Source organism: Nocardia sp. NPDC050799 (assembly GCF_040654015.1).
Classification (GTDB): domain Bacteria; phylum Actinomycetota; class Actinomycetes; order Mycobacteriales; family Mycobacteriaceae; genus Nocardia.
The window spans coordinates 149,280-164,856 of the sequence record NZ_JBFAHF010000006.1 but is presented as its reverse complement, the minus strand read 5'-3'; the positions used below and the strand labels follow the sequence as shown (position 1 = coordinate 164,856).

The 15,577-nt window shown below is 66.9% G+C and carries 8 protein-coding genes; 1 reads left to right on the top strand and 7 read right to left on the bottom strand.

All coding sequences use genetic code 11. The features are described 5' to 3' along the window. Positions 1–3: 3 nt before the first annotated feature. Genes AB0H42_RS09040 through AB0H42_RS09025 form a run of 4 tightly spaced genes read right to left on the bottom strand, consistent with a single transcriptional unit; the run spans position 4 to position 5,159 of the window. The gene (locus AB0H42_RS09040; protein ID WP_357052081.1) at positions 4–1,212 is read right to left on the bottom strand and encodes a cytochrome P450; all 1,209 of its coding nucleotides are present in this window, start codon (positions 1,210–1,212) and stop codon (positions 4–6) included. After that, positions 1,209–2,228 (bottom strand): extracellular solute-binding protein, encoded by a 1,020-nt coding sequence (locus tag AB0H42_RS09035; RefSeq protein WP_357052078.1) that lies wholly within the window; start codon positions 2,226–2,228, stop codon positions 1,209–1,211. The genes AB0H42_RS09040 and AB0H42_RS09035 overlap by 4 nt, the downstream gene beginning before the upstream one ends. A gap of 28 nt (positions 2,229–2,256) precedes the next feature. Then, complete coding sequence (locus tag AB0H42_RS09030; RefSeq protein ID WP_357052075.1) at positions 2,257–4,020, bottom strand: ABC transporter permease subunit; 1,764 nt, start codon at positions 4,018–4,020, stop codon at positions 2,257–2,259. After that, on the bottom strand, positions 4,020–5,159 hold the full coding sequence (locus tag AB0H42_RS09025) for an ABC transporter ATP-binding protein (RefSeq protein ID WP_357052072.1): 1,140 nt from the start codon (positions 5,157–5,159) through the stop codon (positions 4,020–4,022). Before AB0H42_RS09025 ends, AB0H42_RS09030 begins: the two co-directional genes overlap by 1 nt. A 176-nt stretch (positions 5,160–5,335) precedes the next feature. Here AB0H42_RS09025 and AB0H42_RS09020 point away from each other — a divergent pair, with 176 nt between their 5' ends. Continuing rightward, entirely contained in the window at positions 5,336–6,259 is a 924-nt protein-coding gene (locus tag AB0H42_RS09020; RefSeq protein ID WP_357052069.1) for a PaaX family transcriptional regulator C-terminal domain-containing protein, read from the top strand. A 775-nt stretch (positions 6,260–7,034) separates the two neighbouring features. On the opposite strand, the gene AB0H42_RS09015 is transcribed toward AB0H42_RS09020, so the two are convergent. The 3 genes from AB0H42_RS09015 to AB0H42_RS09005 are packed head-to-tail and all read right to left on the bottom strand — an operon-like array spanning position 7,035 to position 15,545. Then, the gene (locus AB0H42_RS09015) at positions 7,035–7,718 is read right to left on the bottom strand and encodes a hypothetical protein (protein WP_357052067.1); all 684 of its coding nucleotides are present in this window, start codon (positions 7,716–7,718) and stop codon (positions 7,035–7,037) included. Then, positions 7,715–9,115: a condensation domain-containing protein gene (locus tag AB0H42_RS09010; protein WP_357052064.1), complete on the bottom strand. Its 1,401-nt coding sequence runs from the start codon at positions 9,113–9,115 to the stop codon at positions 7,715–7,717. Before AB0H42_RS09010 ends, AB0H42_RS09015 begins: the two co-directional genes overlap by 4 nt. 28 nt (positions 9,116–9,143) lie before the next feature. Beyond that, positions 9,144–15,545 (bottom strand): SDR family NAD(P)-dependent oxidoreductase, encoded by a 6,402-nt coding sequence (locus AB0H42_RS09005; protein ID WP_357052061.1) that lies wholly within the window; start codon positions 15,543–15,545, stop codon positions 9,144–9,146. Between the last annotated feature and the right edge of the window lie 32 nt (positions 15,546–15,577).

Below are 15,577 nucleotides of genomic sequence, written 5' to 3'. Positions count from 1 at the left end.
CCCTCAGAGTCCGATGAATTCCAGCGGTACCGAACGGGTGCCCCATTCCGCCCATTTGGCCATTCCCGGAGAGCCCGTCAGCGAGAATGCGGCGCGGGAGAGTGCTTCCTCCAGGGTCACCGTCAGCATGATGCGGGCGAGCGGAGCCCCTGGACAGCTGTGCGTTCCCCTGCCGAAGCTGATGTGGTCCTTGATATTGGTTCGGTCCAGGACGAACTCGTCGGGCCGGTCGAAAACTCGGGGGTCCCGGTTGGCCGCGGTGTACACCAGTGCGATCGGATCGTCTTTGCGGATTTGCCGGCCACCCACGGTGGTGTCGTGCCGGGCCGTGCGCGCCATGCCGCGATAGGGGTTGTACAGGCGCAGGAACTCCTCGACAGCGGCGGGGATCTTGTCCGGATTCGCGCGCAGGAAGCGCTGGAGTTCCTGGTCGCGGCCGAGGTGGACGAACATGTTGCCGATGAAGACGCTGGGGGCCACCATCCCGGTCACGATGAGCTGGCGCACGCAACCCAGCACCATCGCGGCAGGCAGGGGTTCGCCCTCGTAGGTCGTGGCGAGGAGCGCGGCGGTCAGGTCCTCCTCGGGGGAGTACTCGCCGTCCGCACGTTCGTCGATGATCTCCTGGGCGATTCGGTACAGTTCCCGGCTGAGCCCCCGGACCGTGGCGTGGTCGAGGATCTGGATCGCGTCGACGTAGGTGCCGCTGACACGCTTGATCTCCGAACTCAGCTCCACCGAGAGATTGAAGAACTCGGCGAAGACATGCGCGGGTAGTTTCTGCGAGTACTCGAGCGCGATATCGACATCGCCCGCGGCGATCAGCGGATCGAGCAGCTCGGTGGAGCAGCGGCGGACCTTCGGCTCGATCACCCGCATTTTCGGCGGGGTGAAGAATTGATTGATGATTCGCCGGTAGGCCATATGCTCCGGGGGATCGAGATGCAGGGGTGGGCGTACCCCGGTGAAGGCGAACGCGGGAATCGCATTCTGCTTCGACGTGGTGAAGCGGGAGATATCGGTGATGACCTCGAGCAGCTCCGGGTACCCGAGCATCGCCCAGAAACCGCCGAACTCCTGGCTGCGCGCGACCGGGCACTGTGCGCGCAGCTCGCGGAACTGCCGGTGCGCACTGTCGAAGGTCTCCGGGGTCTGGGGGTCGAAGTCGTGATCGTCACGGCGCGACCGGGCGGCCGAGGATTCCGAGGTCATTCGGTTACCCCCAGTAGGTCGTTGATCTTCGCCGCGTCGGCTATTTCGATATCCCCGACGCGGGTGAACCGCTGGATCCCTTCGGTGTCGTAGGGGGAGATTCCGTCGGAGTCGTCGTTCAACAGCCGGTTGCCTTTTTCCGACATCAGGTAGGCGGCCAGCAGCTTGGCTCCGGCCGGATTGGGTGAGTTCTCGGACAGGGCGACCGAGGCTTCGGGCCCGGTGGTGGGGGCCAGGCTCACCATTTCGACGGGAGCACCCTGTTCGGCGAGGTTCTGCACGATCGCGGCGACGCCCGGAAATCCGATCTCGGCCTCACCGGCCGCGATCGCCTGGGTGAGCGGGACCGCACTGTTGGAGAAGGTCGGTTCGTTATCGGCGATCTTGCGGAGGAAATCCTCCCCGTACCGGTCGATCATCAAGCTCCAGAAGGCGATATTGGCCGGCGAGGTATCCGGCCGCGTCAGCATCAGGTCGCCTTCGAATTGCGGATCGGCGTAGACCTCCCAGCTCTGCGGGGCCTGCGAGAGCTCGTCCGAATTGACGACCATCTCGGTAGGGATCAACGAGACGACCGCTGCGGCGCCGTCGTGCGTGAGATATTCCTTCGGGAATACGTCGGTGTCCGGCGGCAGATCCTGTTCGGTGATCGGGGTGATCCAGTCTTTCGCGTGCGCGTCGCCGAGGAAAGCGGAGTCGGTCACCAGCACGATATCGGCGGCACTGCGCCCGGATTCCGCCTCGGCCGAGTAGCGCTGGATGAGGTCGGCGGTGACCAATCGGACCGGTTCGACCCGGACCCCGTATTCGTTCGTGAAGTTCTCGGAGATCGCCCGCAGGACGCTCTCGTCCAGCATGCTGTAAAACGTGACCGGGCCCGCGTTCTGCGCCTCGGTGACCAGTGCCCGGGTCTCCGGGTCGAGATCCGCCGCGGGGCCCGTCGGGCCGGTTCTGCCCGTGCCGCATGCGGTGAGCAATGCGGCGGTACACGCGACCGCGAACAGTGTTTTCTTCATCGATTTCCCTATCTGGGTGTGCACAGGGTCAGTGGCCGGTGCGGGATTTCGCGACTCCGAACCGCCGGGAGGTCCAGATGACCAGCAGCAGTACGGCGCCGGTCACGAGCACGAGAGTGGCCGAGAGCGCGGCGAGTGTGGCGTAGGAGCCGCCGTTGAATACTTCGAGGATCCGAAAACCGACGACTACGTTGTTCGTTCCGGACAGGATCGCGGAGGCCGTGAGGTCGCCGACGATCCTGATGAACAGCAGAGCCCAGCCGGCCACCAGTCCGGGAAGCATGAGCGGCGCGTAGATGCGCAGGAGAGTCTTCCAATCGCGGCCCCCGCTGATCTTGGAGGCCTCCGCGAGTTCCCGGCCGACGACAGCGACTGCCGCGTCGGAGGCGATGGACGCCTGCGGCAGATAGATCGCGAGATAGCCCAGGAGCAGAATCAGCCAGGTACCGCCGAGGTAGAACGGGGATCCGCCCAGCAGGAGCAGGATTCCGACGGCGATCACCATATGCGAGATCGACGAGGGCAGTTTGATCGCCGCGTCCACTGCCTGGGTGGCCTTGTTGCGGTGCTGAGCGAGGTATATAGAGAAGATCGCGGCTGCCGCGATACCGATCAAACCGCCGATCAGCCCCAGCCCCAAACTGTTGGTAAATGCCTGCTGGGTTTTCGGGTCCTCTGCCAGGGCTGTTCTGAAGGCGTCGAATCCCAGTGAATCCCATTGAATTTTCGGGGTCCAGTACCCGTTGAGGGCGACGAGGAACAGTCCCGCCATCGGCAGTACCGTGGACAGGACGACGTAGAGCAGGACGAGGCCCCGGACGACCGGCCGCCACTTGCCCAATCGAGTGATCTGGTGGGTGGTGCTCTTCCCGGCGATGCTGCTGAAGCGTGAATTCCTGAGGACCCGGTACTGCACGTAGTAGGAGAGTCCGACGAAGATCATCACGATCGTGCTCAGGCCCAGCGCCAGATCTTCCTCCGGGGGGTAGGAGAAGGTCAGCAGGTGCACGATGCGGACGGCGATGACATCGATATCGGCGGGGGTCCCGATGATGGCGGCGATCGAGAACATGCCGAAGCCGAACCAGGTGCAGAGTAGGAGGCCGGCGCCGATCGAGGGAGCCAGTGCGGGGATGGTGACTCGTCGCAGGGTGGTGAGATAGCCGGCGCCACTGAGGCGCGATGCCTCCTCGAGGCTCGAGTCGAACGTCGTCAGTGCGGCGGAGACGTTCATGTAGACATAGGGAACGGCGTAGATCGTGTACACCATGACGAGGCCGTACCAGGTGTTGATATCGAACGGCCCGCTGTCGAGATGGATGCCGATGATATCGAGCCCGTCGCGCAGCCACGCGTTGATCAGGCCGGCTTTGGGGGACAGCAGCATGGTCCAGCCGACCGCGCCGGCGATCGGTGGGAGCAGGAACGGCAGGTAGGGCAGAACATCGTTCAGCAACCCCATTCGCGCATCGGTGCGTTCATTCGCCCAGGCGATCAGCGTCCCGATGACGACGGCCAGGACGCTGCTGGCCGCCACGACCACCACGGTGTTCAAGATCAATTCGCCGAGGTCCGGGATGGCGAGAGTGTTCTTCACCGCGTCGAGGCCGAAGCCGCCGTCCTGCCAGAAGATATCTACCGCGACGTTGAGCAGGGGAACGCCGACCAACAGGATCAGCGCGAGGGCGATGGTGAGCGCGACCGTATCGAAGCTCTTCGGCCGTCCGGTAGGCCCGAGCATGCCGCGCCGCTTTCTGGCGCCCTTGTCGTCCGGTGCGGTGGTTGTCGTCATCACGAGGCGGCCCCGGCGCGCGCGGAGGTGCCGGCCTGCGCGTGCGTGGTGCGCGGGAAGACCATCATGTCCTGCGGGCGGACCCCGATCCAGACGGTGTCGTCGACGCGGAACCGGTCGTGCCGACCGGTCCATACCCGGGACCGCACCATTCCCGACTCGAGGATGTATTCGGTGTGGGTCCCCAGGAAAAGTGAAGCGACGACGCGACCCTGGAAACCGTTCATATCGGTGGGTCGCTCGTCGGAGAGGTGCCCGGCTTCCGGCCGCCACAGCAGAGTGGCCGATTCGGGGTCGTCGGGCCGGCCGGTGTGGATATCCCCGGCGTCGGTCGAGTAGACAGTGGTCTCGCCCGTGGACTGCCGCCGCCCGGCCAGTTCATTCGTAGTGCCGATGAATTTGGCCACGTACTCGGTCGCGGGATCATTGTAGATCTGTTCCGGCGTGCCGAACTGCTGGACCTTTCCCTTGTCGAGGACCGCGATTCTTGTCGCGAGTTCCATCGCCTCGGACTGATCGTGGGTCACGAACAGCGCCGTGAAGCCGAGACGTTTCTGGGTCGCGAGCAGTTCGATCCGCAGCTGCTCACGGACCTTGGCGTCGACATTGGACAACGGTTCGTCGAACAGCACGACGTCGGAATCGTTGACGAGCGCGCGGGCCAGAGCCACACGCTGCTGCTGACCGCCGCTGAGTTGCGCCGGATACTGATCTCCCAGTTCGCCGATCCCCACCAGCGTGAGAACCGCGTTTACTGTGTCTTTCATCGCGGCGCGCGACAGACGTCCCTGGCGTTGGTTCTCGAGCGGGTACTGGACGTTTTTGCGCGCCGTCATATGCGGCCACAGGGCGTAGGACTGAAACATCATGCTGAGTCGACGGTGTTCGGGCGGTACCGAGATCCGGTTGGCGCTGTCGTAAACGATCTGATCGTCGACCCGGATCAGCCCGGAGTCCGGTGTCTCCAGTCCGGCCACCGAGCGCAGCAGGGTGGTCTTCCCGCATCCGCTCGGGCCCAGCAGGACGACGAACTCGCCACGGTCGATACGAACCGTCGCGTCATCGATCGCGCTGACCACAGCACCGTCTCTGCGGCGAAATCGTTTGGAGAGGTTCTCGATGACTACCGAGTGATCCATGCTGCTGATTCCTCTTTCCCCGTCCAGGTCCTGTGATGCAGCCCACTTATCTATCGGGGATGAGACCGGCATCACTGGGAAGATTGTCGGCAAAATTTCGACGGTCGTCAAGAGTGTGCAATTGAACCTGGCTCTACGATAGATTCATGGTGTCGCAACCCTGTGAACGGAGCGAGATGGTTTCCCCTGTTCAAGACTGGTTTCTCGAGGACATGCGCGCTCGGCTCACCGAGGGGACGCGGGCCCGGCAGATGCTCATCACCCTGATGGCCGACTACTGGCTCGCCGAGGGAGCGCTGGCGCCGTCCGGTGTCTTGGTCGATCTGATGGGCGACTTCGGGGTCTCGGTGTCGGGGAGTCGTACACTGCTCAGCCGGCTGACCAAGGAGGGTCGGTTGGTGGCGGTCAAGGAAGGCCGCCGGACGTTCTATCGCCTGTCCGGGCAGACGCGGGTACGGCTCGCGGGTGGTCTACGGCGAATCGCGGACTTCGGGGATCCGCATCGTGGCGCCGCCGGACGCTGGACATGTATAGCGTTCTCGGTCCCGGAACAGCAGCGAGCCGTGCGTCAGCAACTTCGCAAGGGGTTGTCGTGGCTCGGGTTCGCGCCACTCTACGACGGCTTGTGGATCACGCCGCGGCCGGTGGCGCGCGATGCCGAATCGCTGGTCGTGTCGCTGGGGGTCGGGCACGCGTCCGTCTTCGAAGGAAGTATCGACGGTATCGGCGGATGTCACGGAAAGCCCACGGATGCCTGGGATATCGAGGGTATCGCCGAGTTGTACGGCGAGTTCCTCACCGGGACGAGCGGTATCGAGGGCATGGGCGGGGCGGACCCGGCCGAGGCGCTGGTACTGCGAACCGAGCTCGTCAATGTCTGGCGGTCGTTTCCACGCATTGATCCGGATCTTCCCTTGGATCTGCTACCCCCCAATTGGCTACGCACGCAAGCTCAGGCGTCTTTTGTGCGCACCTACGACGCTCTCGCGCCGGCGGCGATGCGGCGGGTGCGGGGCGCGGTGGACCGGATCGCTCCGGACTACGGGCAGCATGTGGCGGCGCATATCCTCGGTACCCGTATCGGGGCGATGCTCTCGTAGCACAACCCGCCGATCTTCAACGTATCGCGCAAATGCGCCGGTCGTATTCGCTTCGCGATATGTTCGGCTTCCCTCCGGCGTTCCCGGATCCCGTTCGCGGGGATACCCACCTCCATGAGGTCGACCGCCGCCCGGCGGCCCGGGATCTCTCACGGCCGGAGGGGTTCTCGGTCGATCAAGGGCCATCGGACCGAGTCCGGACCACAGCAGCGCGAACACCTCCCTCCCTTTGTGTTGCGGTCATCCGGCCGGCAGCAACTCCCCGGGCCATAGCGGATCGAATGCCGCGATCCGGCGCCGATCACGCAGTCAGGTGCCGACCAGATCCCTCGCGGCCGCGGCCGGGCAGCTGTCCTGGTCCGCTGAATACATCGATCCCGCCCATCGGTCATCGAGTGCTCCGGACCGGTGGAACGAAATCGCCTGGGGTAAGTGCCCACCTCGACACTCCGGCACTCGACCCCGAGGTGCGCGGCCCGCCGGCGCTTCTGGGTGCCTCGAAACCTGCGAATACGAGTTGCTGGAGCTGGTAAAGCGCTCAGAGCTGGCAATGGGGCTGCTGAATCAGGCGGAAAACCACGGCATCAGCGAAGAGGAGATCGACCCCTTGTACAAGTGGGCCTGGGACACCTACGAGGTCGGCACCGATACCAGGTGACGAAACCCGGCGGACTCGCGCATGCTCGCGGCCGGTGACGACACCCTGCCCGCCGGGCTCGCGCTGGTAACCGCCCTCATGATTGTCATCGCTCTTCGGCCCCTGTGGGCCCGCGAACTAGGTCAGCTCCATCAGCCCCCGGGTATCCCACGGCATCGGGCCGGTGGGGAAGCTGAACCGGACCAACCGGTGTGGAGTGGCCACCTCGAAATGCGCCACGGCGGGCGGCAGGAACCCGCTGAGCATCTTCTCCAGCAGTGAGTTCAATCCGGAGAGTCGTGGTCGCAGCCGCACCTGCCAACAGTCGATCCGTCCTGCCGGTACCTCGACCGGGGCGCGCTGTTCGACCTTCGCGATGAGCGGAATGTGTACCGAGAAGGCCAGCCAGAGGGCGATGTTCTCCTCGGTGTGCTCGGTGAAATCGAGGCCGCGGAGCAGAGTGAGACCGGCGGCGAGTGGCATGAGGTCGGCCGGGAAGGGCGCGATTCCCCCACCGAACTGTAGATGGGTGGTCCCCAGGAAGTTGGCTTCCTCTCTGCTCACCAGCTGAGCCCCGGAACGGGTTTCGGCACGGTAGGTGGACGCCAGGAGGCGGCCCTCGACGCGCTGGAACCGCTGGTCCACAGTGATCACGAACCTCCCGTTGGTGGAGGCGACCTGCACAGACGAGCGGTACTGGTCGCCGTCGTGGCCGATCGCGCTCACGAGCTCGAGCGCGGGGGAGCCGTCCGCGACGCTCACGGTGTAGACGGACTTCTCTCCATCCGGAATCTCCGGATCACGAAAAATGCTGTCGATCAAGGGGTTTCCTCCTGCGCGGCCATGTCGAAAACCGTCTTCAGCTTCCGTACATACCGGTCGACGGAATCGTGTGCCACCGGGGTGTCCGGGTAGATGACGCTGAGCGTGGTCTCGGTCGCCAGCCGGTTGATCCAGATCAGAACCTGTTCGGAAGCGGCGCGATTGGCGTAGAGGCCGCATCCCGCCGTGTCGAAGAACTCGTTGCCGAGTAGTTCCCGGGCATCGACGTAGGAGATCATCGGGCAGGACCAGCCCGGTTCCAAGTCCAGATCGGAGTCGGCGGGCAGCAATTCCACTACGCGCTGGAACGAGGTGGGGGCCAGCCGCAACCCGTTCTCGTAGGCGTGCTGCGCGAGTTCGGCCACCCGGTCGAACGAGGTGGCGGCGAGTGGGAACGTCACCGGCAGCAACGTCACATACCAGCCGACCGAGGCGCGTTCCGCGGGACTGCTGCGGGTGCTCACCGGGGTCATGCCGAAGTAGTAGTCGCTGTCGATCAGTTCTCGTTCGGTCAGCGCCGCCGCGGCGAAGACACCGCCCACGAACTCCGCGCCGTTGCGCCGGCAGCGTCGTTCGAAACGGGAGGCGGTGGCCTCGTCGAACAGCGTCACCGTGCGGTGCGCGCTGCGGTTGTACACATCGGTGCGCCGGCCCAGATCCAGCGGGAACGACGGCAGTCTCCCGTCGTTCCCGCGAATCAGTTCCAGCCATTTGCCGACCCCGGGCGAGGTGAGGGTCATCTGCCCGGTGTAGGCCCGCTCGACTGTGCAGTAGTCCAGGTAACTGGCTGCCGGTGACAACATGTCCGGTGCGTCCGGCCAGACCTCGCGGGTGTAGAGCAGGGCAAGGTCGAAGCCGGACAGGTACTGCCCGAACCCGTCGGTGTGCAGGTGATCCACCGCGAGATAGACCGTGGTCGAATCCTCGCGTTCGATCGTGCCGAAAGTGAAGCAGTCCCAGTCGAACGGTCCGGGTGTGGTCTTCTGCACGTGGTCCACGACAGTACGGGGGTCGTCGATCCGGCCGCAGTCGACCGGCACGAACTCGACGTCGCGCTCGGGTACCAGATGCCGTTCGAGCGCGCCGTCCGCGCCGATCCGGAACCAGGTCCGGAAAGTGTCGTGCCGCAGCAGGAAGGCGTTGACCGCGCGCGTCATCGCCTCGCGGTCGAGATCGGCGGTGGGGATCTCGGCGGTCACCACGCACAGCCCGGAGTATCGGAACTCGGCCGCGGCGTGCTGGTGGGCCAGGCGCAAATACTGCTCCTGCTGGTGCGAGGGCGGGGCCGGGTGGGCCGGGGCCTGCCGGGCGCGCGTCACCGATTCCGGTGACGCCACCCAGCTGGTCAGCCGGCCCGGTGCCGGTTTCCAGTCATCGATCAAACCGAAGTCGACCATGGTGCACCCTCGTTTCGACGACTGCCGGTCACGATATGGCTCCCACCGGGGCCGGCTCGGCCACACTGCCGGATACGGGCTTCGCGAGCGCCGCGACCGGGCCCGGACCCGCCGGTTCGTCCGCGGCTTCCCCGGCAAGAATCAGCTCGGCCACCTTCGGCCCCGCCTGTTCCAGGCTGAACGAGCGGCCCATCTGCAGTGACATCAGATCGATGCCCAAGGTTTTGGTGACCCGGGCGCCGAGTTCCACTGCCATCAGCGAGTCCAGGCCGAGTTCGGGGACCGGGACCGTCAGATCGATGGATTCGACCGGTACGCCCATCACCACGGCGAGCTCCTCGGCCATCTTGCGAGCCACGAAAGCGCCCCGTCTGCCCTCCTCGATCGCGGCCACCTCGGCCCGCAACCGGGCCATTTCCGAGGTGTCCTTCGCGGCGACCTGCGCGAGCGCGAGGGTGCGACCGGTGCGGGTCAGCTGGGGAAAGGTACCGGTCAGCTTGGCCCAATCGGTCGGGATGATGGCCGCCCGCGACGCACCCAGGCGCAGTGCCTGTTCCAGGTAGGCGGTGGCGTCGGCCATATCGATCGGGTCGAAGCCGACCAGATCGAGGTACTTGACGGCGGTCTCGTCGGCGGCCATGCCACCGGCCGCACCGGACAGGTGTCCCCAGCCGACGCACAGCGCGCGCTCGCCCGTCCGGGCCCATGCCTGGGCCATGGTCTCCACGGCCACATTGGCCGCGCAGTAGTTGTACTGGCCGTAGATGCCGTACATGGAACCACCGGAGGAGCACAGGACGAACATGTCGAGTGTGATCCCGGCGTCGGCCACCGCCTGATGCAGGACCCGGGCGCCGTGCACCTTGGGCCGGTAGACGATATCCAGCTCCTGGTAGGTCATGGCGTCCAGGCGGTTGTCGGCCACCGAGCCGGCCGCGTGGAACACCCCGCGTAGCGGCTGCCCGGCCGTATGCGCCCGCTCCACGATCGCGGCGATCGCCGCCGGATCGGTGACATCGGCCCGTTCTTCGATCACCTCGACCCCGGCGGTCCGCCACGCCTCGAGCTGCCGGCGTGCCCCCTCGGTACTCGCACCGCTGCGCCCGACCAGGACCAGCCGCCGGGCACCACGCAGGGTGAGCCAGCGTCCGATGGCCATGCCGAAGCCGCCGAAACCGCCGGTGATCAGATAGGTGCCGGCCGCTTCGATCTCGACACCGGGCAGATACGGCCGCACCGAGGGCAGCGGTGCATCCATCCGCAGTGCGATCCGGCTCAGGCCGGTCGAGCGGATGGTCTCCTCGAATGCGCTCGCCACGTTGTCGGTCTCGAACATCCGGTACGGCAAGGGTGTGTACGTGCCCGCGAGCACCTTCTCGTAGACCCGCTGCAACAGCGCGATCAGCCGCTGGGCGTCGACCGCGACCAGGCGGTCCAGGTCCATCGAGTAGTACGCGACATTCTTGTCGAAGTTGGCCAGCTCCAGCAGGCCACCGGTGTAGATATCGGCCTTGCCCACCTCGACGATGCGCCCGAATTCGGCGACGGCGTGGAAATTCTGGCGCAAGATTTCGCCCGGTGCGCTGCTCAACACCACTTCGACGCCCTTGCCCTCGGTGATGGCCAGTACATCGTCGACAAAGTTCAGCGAGCGCGAGTCGATGGCGTGATCGGCGCCGAGGGAGAGCACATGTGCTCGGCGTTGGTCGGTGCTCGCGGTGCCGATGATGCGCGCCCCGCGGTCCTTGGCGACCTGGATCGCGGCCGTGCCGACACCGCCCGCGGCGCCGTGGATCAGCACCGTCTCACCCGGCTGCAGCCGGGCCAGATCGTGCAGCGCGTACTCGGCGGTGCCGAACGCGATGGTGCTGGTGCAGAATCCGGGATCGGCGTCCGCGGGCAGTGGGATCGCCCGGGCCCGGTCCACCACGACGAACCGCTGCATCATGCCCTTGGTGGCGATCGCGACCTGATCGCCCACCGCGATATCGGTGACCCCCGCGCCCACCCGCACCACTTCGCCGACGCCCTCCATACCGGGGACGGTGCCGAAGTAGGTCGGGGCCAGTTCCCGTTCCCCGAGCAGGCCGATGACCTTCAGCGGATCCTTGTAGTTCAATCCGACGACCTTCATCCGGACCTCGAGCCGGCCCGGATCCGGAGCCGGGCGCGGGCACCGGCGCCACGCCAGCGCGGACAGCACCCGGCTGCGCGGCATCTCCAGCCCGAAGTTGGCCTCGGGGTCGGTCAGCGGTTCGGCGGTGTCGAGTTGTTCCAGACGCTCGGGCAGCGGCTTGGTCACCAGCGGCGCCCACCGGGCGCCGCCGCGCAGTGCGACCTCGTCGGTGTTATCGCGCCAGAACGCGCCGGGAACGGCGAGTTCGGTGACCAGCACGGCGGTTTCGGTATCCGGCTCGATGTCGATCAGCCGCCACCGCAGCGCGGTCTGCTCGTTCAACAACACCCGGTGCGCCCCGGCCAGCGCGGCATGCCCGGAGTCCGGCGCGGCCGGATCGTCCGGTACCGCGAACGCGCGTTCGGTCACCAGGGTGACGTGGCATTCGCCGTCGCCGTAGACGCTGCCGGGGCCCTGTTCGTCATCCGGCGGATGCGCGAAGGTGTCGATCGCCACCGCCACCTGCTCCAGCGCCCACAGGGCAGCGATATCGTCGGCGACCGTCCCCGCGACCACCACCACGTGCAGCCGGTCGCGGGCGTCGGCCCGGGCCGCCTCGAGTGTCGCGGCCAGACCGGCCGCCGGCTCCTCGCCCGGTAGCCCGACGAGGTGCAGCCGGGATCCGGGAATCGCCTCGGCCAGCGCCTCCGCGCGGCTACCGGCGCCGCCCAGCGCGAGCACCACGGTGCTCACCGAATCCTGTGGCAGCGTCGCGGGATCGAGCGGGTCCCGCTGCTCCATGGTCTCGACGTAGTAGAACTCGGCCATGCGGCGCAGCGGGTCCTGCCCGGGCGTGAGCGCACCGATCTGCAGGCCGCTCAACCGCATCACCAGGTTCTGATCGGCGTCGAGGAGATCGACGTCGGCCCGCAGCCGTGCCTCGGGATCGCGCCGGGCGACCACGGTGATCCGCTCGGGCAGCGGCGCGACCAGTCGCGCGGCCGCCACCCCGACCGGCACCAGAGTGCCCTCGTCGACCCGGGCTTCGGCGAACAGCAGCGCCGCGGTCTGCATCGCCGCATCGACCACGGCGGGATGGGCCAGGTGTCCGGAATCGGTCGCGATACTGCCGTCCACGGTGGCGACCGCCGTGTCCCGTCCCACTCGCGCACTGATCACCCGCTGGAAGGACGGCCCGTACTGCAGTCCCGCCGCGGCCAGGCCGGTGTAGAACATCGCCGGGTCGATATCGACGCCGACCTCGATCTCGGGCACCTCGACCTTGGTCTGCTTGTGGCTGCCGGTCAGTGTGCGACCGGTCGCGTGCAGTGTCCAGGCCGTGCCGGTGGCCGAGCGGGAACGGATCATGAAACGCCCACTGGTCTCCTCCACGGTCAGCGACACCAGCGGTACATCGGGCGCGCCCATGATCAGCGGTGCGACGAAGCGCACCTGCTCCAGCGCCACCCGCTCCACGCCGAGGCGTGCCGCGGTGGCGCTGAGCGCCGCGTCCAGATACGCCGCACCGGGCATGATCTTGACGTTGTTCACCACATGGTCGGCCAGCCACGGCAGCAGTTCGGTACCGACCTGCAGTAAATAGTCCGGCCGGCCCTCGACGTCCGGATCGCCGAGCATGGCGTAGGCGCCGGGGGTGCCGAGCCGGGCCTGCTCGAACAGGGGCAACGCCGAGTGCAGTCGAGTCCGCTGCCACGGGTACCGCGGCAGCGGCACATGCGAGGTGGCGGGCCGGTCCGCCGGGAACAGCGTGTCGAGATCGAGCACACCCGCGCCGTACAGACCGATCAACGTGCGCCGCAGGCTTTCCGAGTCGGGCTGCTTGCGGTCCAGTGTCGGTACCGTGGTGCCGTTGACATCCGCGCCCAGCAAGATCTCGCGAATATTGCCGGACAGCACCGGATGCGGGCCGACCTCCAGGAACACCCGGCGCTCGGCGGTGATCGCGGCGATCGCGTCGGCGAAGCGCACCGGCTCGCGCACATTGGCGCACCAGTACTCGGCGTCCCATTCCGCGCCGGTCACCTGTGCGCCGGTGACCGAGGAGAACAACGGAATCGCCGGTGCCTGCGGTTCCAGCGGCGCCAATACTTCGCGCAGTTCCGTGAGGATGGGGTCCATGAGGCGGCTGTGGTACGGCACCTCGACCCGAAGGCGGCGCGCGAAAACGCCGTCTTCCGTGAGCGTCTCGGCGATCTCGTCCAACCGGTCGGCATCACCGGAAAGGGTCAGGGCACGCGCGCTGTTGATCGCGGCGATATCCACTCGCGGGTCGTCGCCGACGAGTGCGCCGGCCTGTTCGGCAGACATGCCGACCGCGAGCATGCCGCCGGACCCGGCGGTCCGCGCCTGCAGGCGGGCCCGGTGATACGCCACCAGTACCGCGTCGCGCAGTGACAGCATGCCGCTGATGTAGGCGGCGGATACCTCGCCGACGCTGTGGCCGACGATGGCCGCGGGTTCGATACCGTACTGCGCGAGTTCGCGTACCAGCGCCACCTGCACCAGGAAGTTGGCCGGTTGGGCGACCGCTGTGCCGGTGACCCGGGACTCTTCCTCCGGCTTCAGCAGTTCCTCCACGATCGACCATCCCGCGACGGTGTGGAACTCGGCGTCGATCTGCACGGCGGTCTCGGCGAAAACACCCTCGGTGCTGAGCAGTTCGCGAGCCATGCCCCACCACTGCGGTCCCATGCCCGAGAACACGAAGACCGGCTCGGTGGTTCGCGCCACGATCGTGCGCACCGCGTCCCGGCCCTGGCCGCCGGCGAAGGCGCGCAGGTCGTGTATCAGGTCGCCGGTTTCGCCGAGCAGCATGCCGGTGCGGTATTGATGGTGCGCCATCCGGGTCCAGGCGGCCTCGGCCAGCCGGGCCGGGTCGGCGCCCGCGGCGATCAGGTCGGCGAACCGGCCGGCCACTGCCCGGGCCGCCCCGGTACTGCGAGCCGAGATCGGCAATACGCCGCAGTGCCCGGGCTCCGGCGCCGGTTCGGCGACGGGCGCGGGGCGGTATTCCTGCAGAATCGCGTGCGCGTTGGTGCCGCCGTAGCCGAACCCGTTGACCGCGACCGACATCGGGGCGGCGTCGGCGGGCAGCGGCCGGGCTTCCAGTTGGACGTGCAGGCCGAGTTCGTCGAACGGAATATCCGGGTTGGGCTTGTCGAGCCAGCCCTGCGGCGGGATGGTGCGGTGCCGGACGGCCAGTGCCGCCTTGATCACACTGGCGATACCGGCCGCGGCCTCCGTGTGCCCGAGCGTGGACTTGACCGAGCCCACTCCGAGCGATTCGGTGCGTCCGGCCGGTGCGCCGAAGACCCGGCCCAGCGCGCGCAACTCGACCGGGTCGCCGACGAGGGTCCCGGTCCCGTGCGCCTCCACGTAAGTGATCGACTCCGGCGCCAGCCCGGAACGGGTGCATACCGCACGTGCCAGCGACTCCTGCGAATCCACATTGGGTACCGTGATCGCGGTGGTGCGGCCGTCCTGGTTGGATCCGGTGGCTTTCACGACGGCGTAGATCCGGTCGTTGTCGCGCACCGCGTCGTCGAGCCGCTTCAGCGCCACCATGCCGGCGCCCTCACCGCGGCCGTAGCCGTCGGCGGCGGCGTCGAAGGATTTGCAGCGCCCGTCGGCGGCCAGGAAGCCGCCTTTGCACATGAGCACGAAGGTTTCCGGCTGCAGCATGACGTTGACGCCGCCCGCCAGCGCGACCTCGCAGTCGCCGCTCTCCAGCGCCTGGCAGGCGAGGTGAAAGGCAACCAGCGACGACGAGCACGCGGTATCCACCGTCAGCGCGGGACCGACCAGGTCGAGTGCGTAGGCGATCCGGTTGGACAGCATGGTGTACGACGCGCTGGCGGGGGTGTGCATATCGGTGTGGAACAGTGCGGGCCCGACCACGCCGATCACCGACTGGTCGACCACGAAACCGCCGACGTAGACCCCGACCGAGCCGCCGGCCGCGCGGCGCGCGATCCCGGCGTCGTCGAGTGCTTCCCAGGTCACCTCGAGCATCAGGCGCTGCTGGGGATCCAGCACGGTCGCCTCACGCGGGGAGATCCCGAAGAAGTCCGGGTCGAATTCCCACGGATCGATCGTCATGAAGGCGCCGCGCTTGGTGTAGCTGCGGCCCGGGGTCCGTGGTTCCGGGTCGTAATAGCGGCGATAGTCCCAGCGGTCCGCCGGCATGTCCACCACGCCGTCACGTTTGTCCAGAACGAAATCCCAGAAGGTTTCCGGTGAATCTATTCCACCCGCGAACCGGCACCCTATGCCAACTATTGCGATATCCGACATGTATGTCCTCCCGAGTCGGAAGTTATTGATAG

Excerpts from the sequence above, each read along its gene's own strand:
- AB0H42_RS09040 (WP_357052081.1), bottom strand. The coding sequence starts at position 1,212 with ATGACCTCGGAATCCTCGGCCGCCCGGTCGCGCCGTGACGATCACGAC.
- AB0H42_RS09035 (WP_357052078.1), bottom strand. The coding sequence starts at position 2,228 with ATGAAGAAAACACTGTTCGCGGTCGCGTGTACCGCCGCATTGCTCACC.
- AB0H42_RS09030 (WP_357052075.1), bottom strand. The coding sequence starts at position 4,020 with ATGACGACAACCACCGCACCGGACGACAAGGGCGCCAGAAAGCGGCGC.
- AB0H42_RS09025 (WP_357052072.1), bottom strand. The coding sequence starts at position 5,159 with ATGGATCACTCGGTAGTCATCGAGAACCTCTCCAAACGATTTCGCCGC.
- AB0H42_RS09020 (WP_357052069.1), top strand. The coding sequence starts at position 5,336 with ATGGTTTCCCCTGTTCAAGACTGGTTTCTCGAGGACATGCGCGCTCGG.
- AB0H42_RS09010 (WP_357052064.1), bottom strand. The coding sequence starts at position 9,115 with ATGGTCGACTTCGGTTTGATCGATGACTGGAAACCGGCACCGGGCCGG.
- AB0H42_RS09005 (WP_357052061.1), bottom strand. The coding sequence starts at position 15,545 with ATGTCGGATATCGCAATAGTTGGCATAGGGTGCCGGTTCGCGGGTGGA.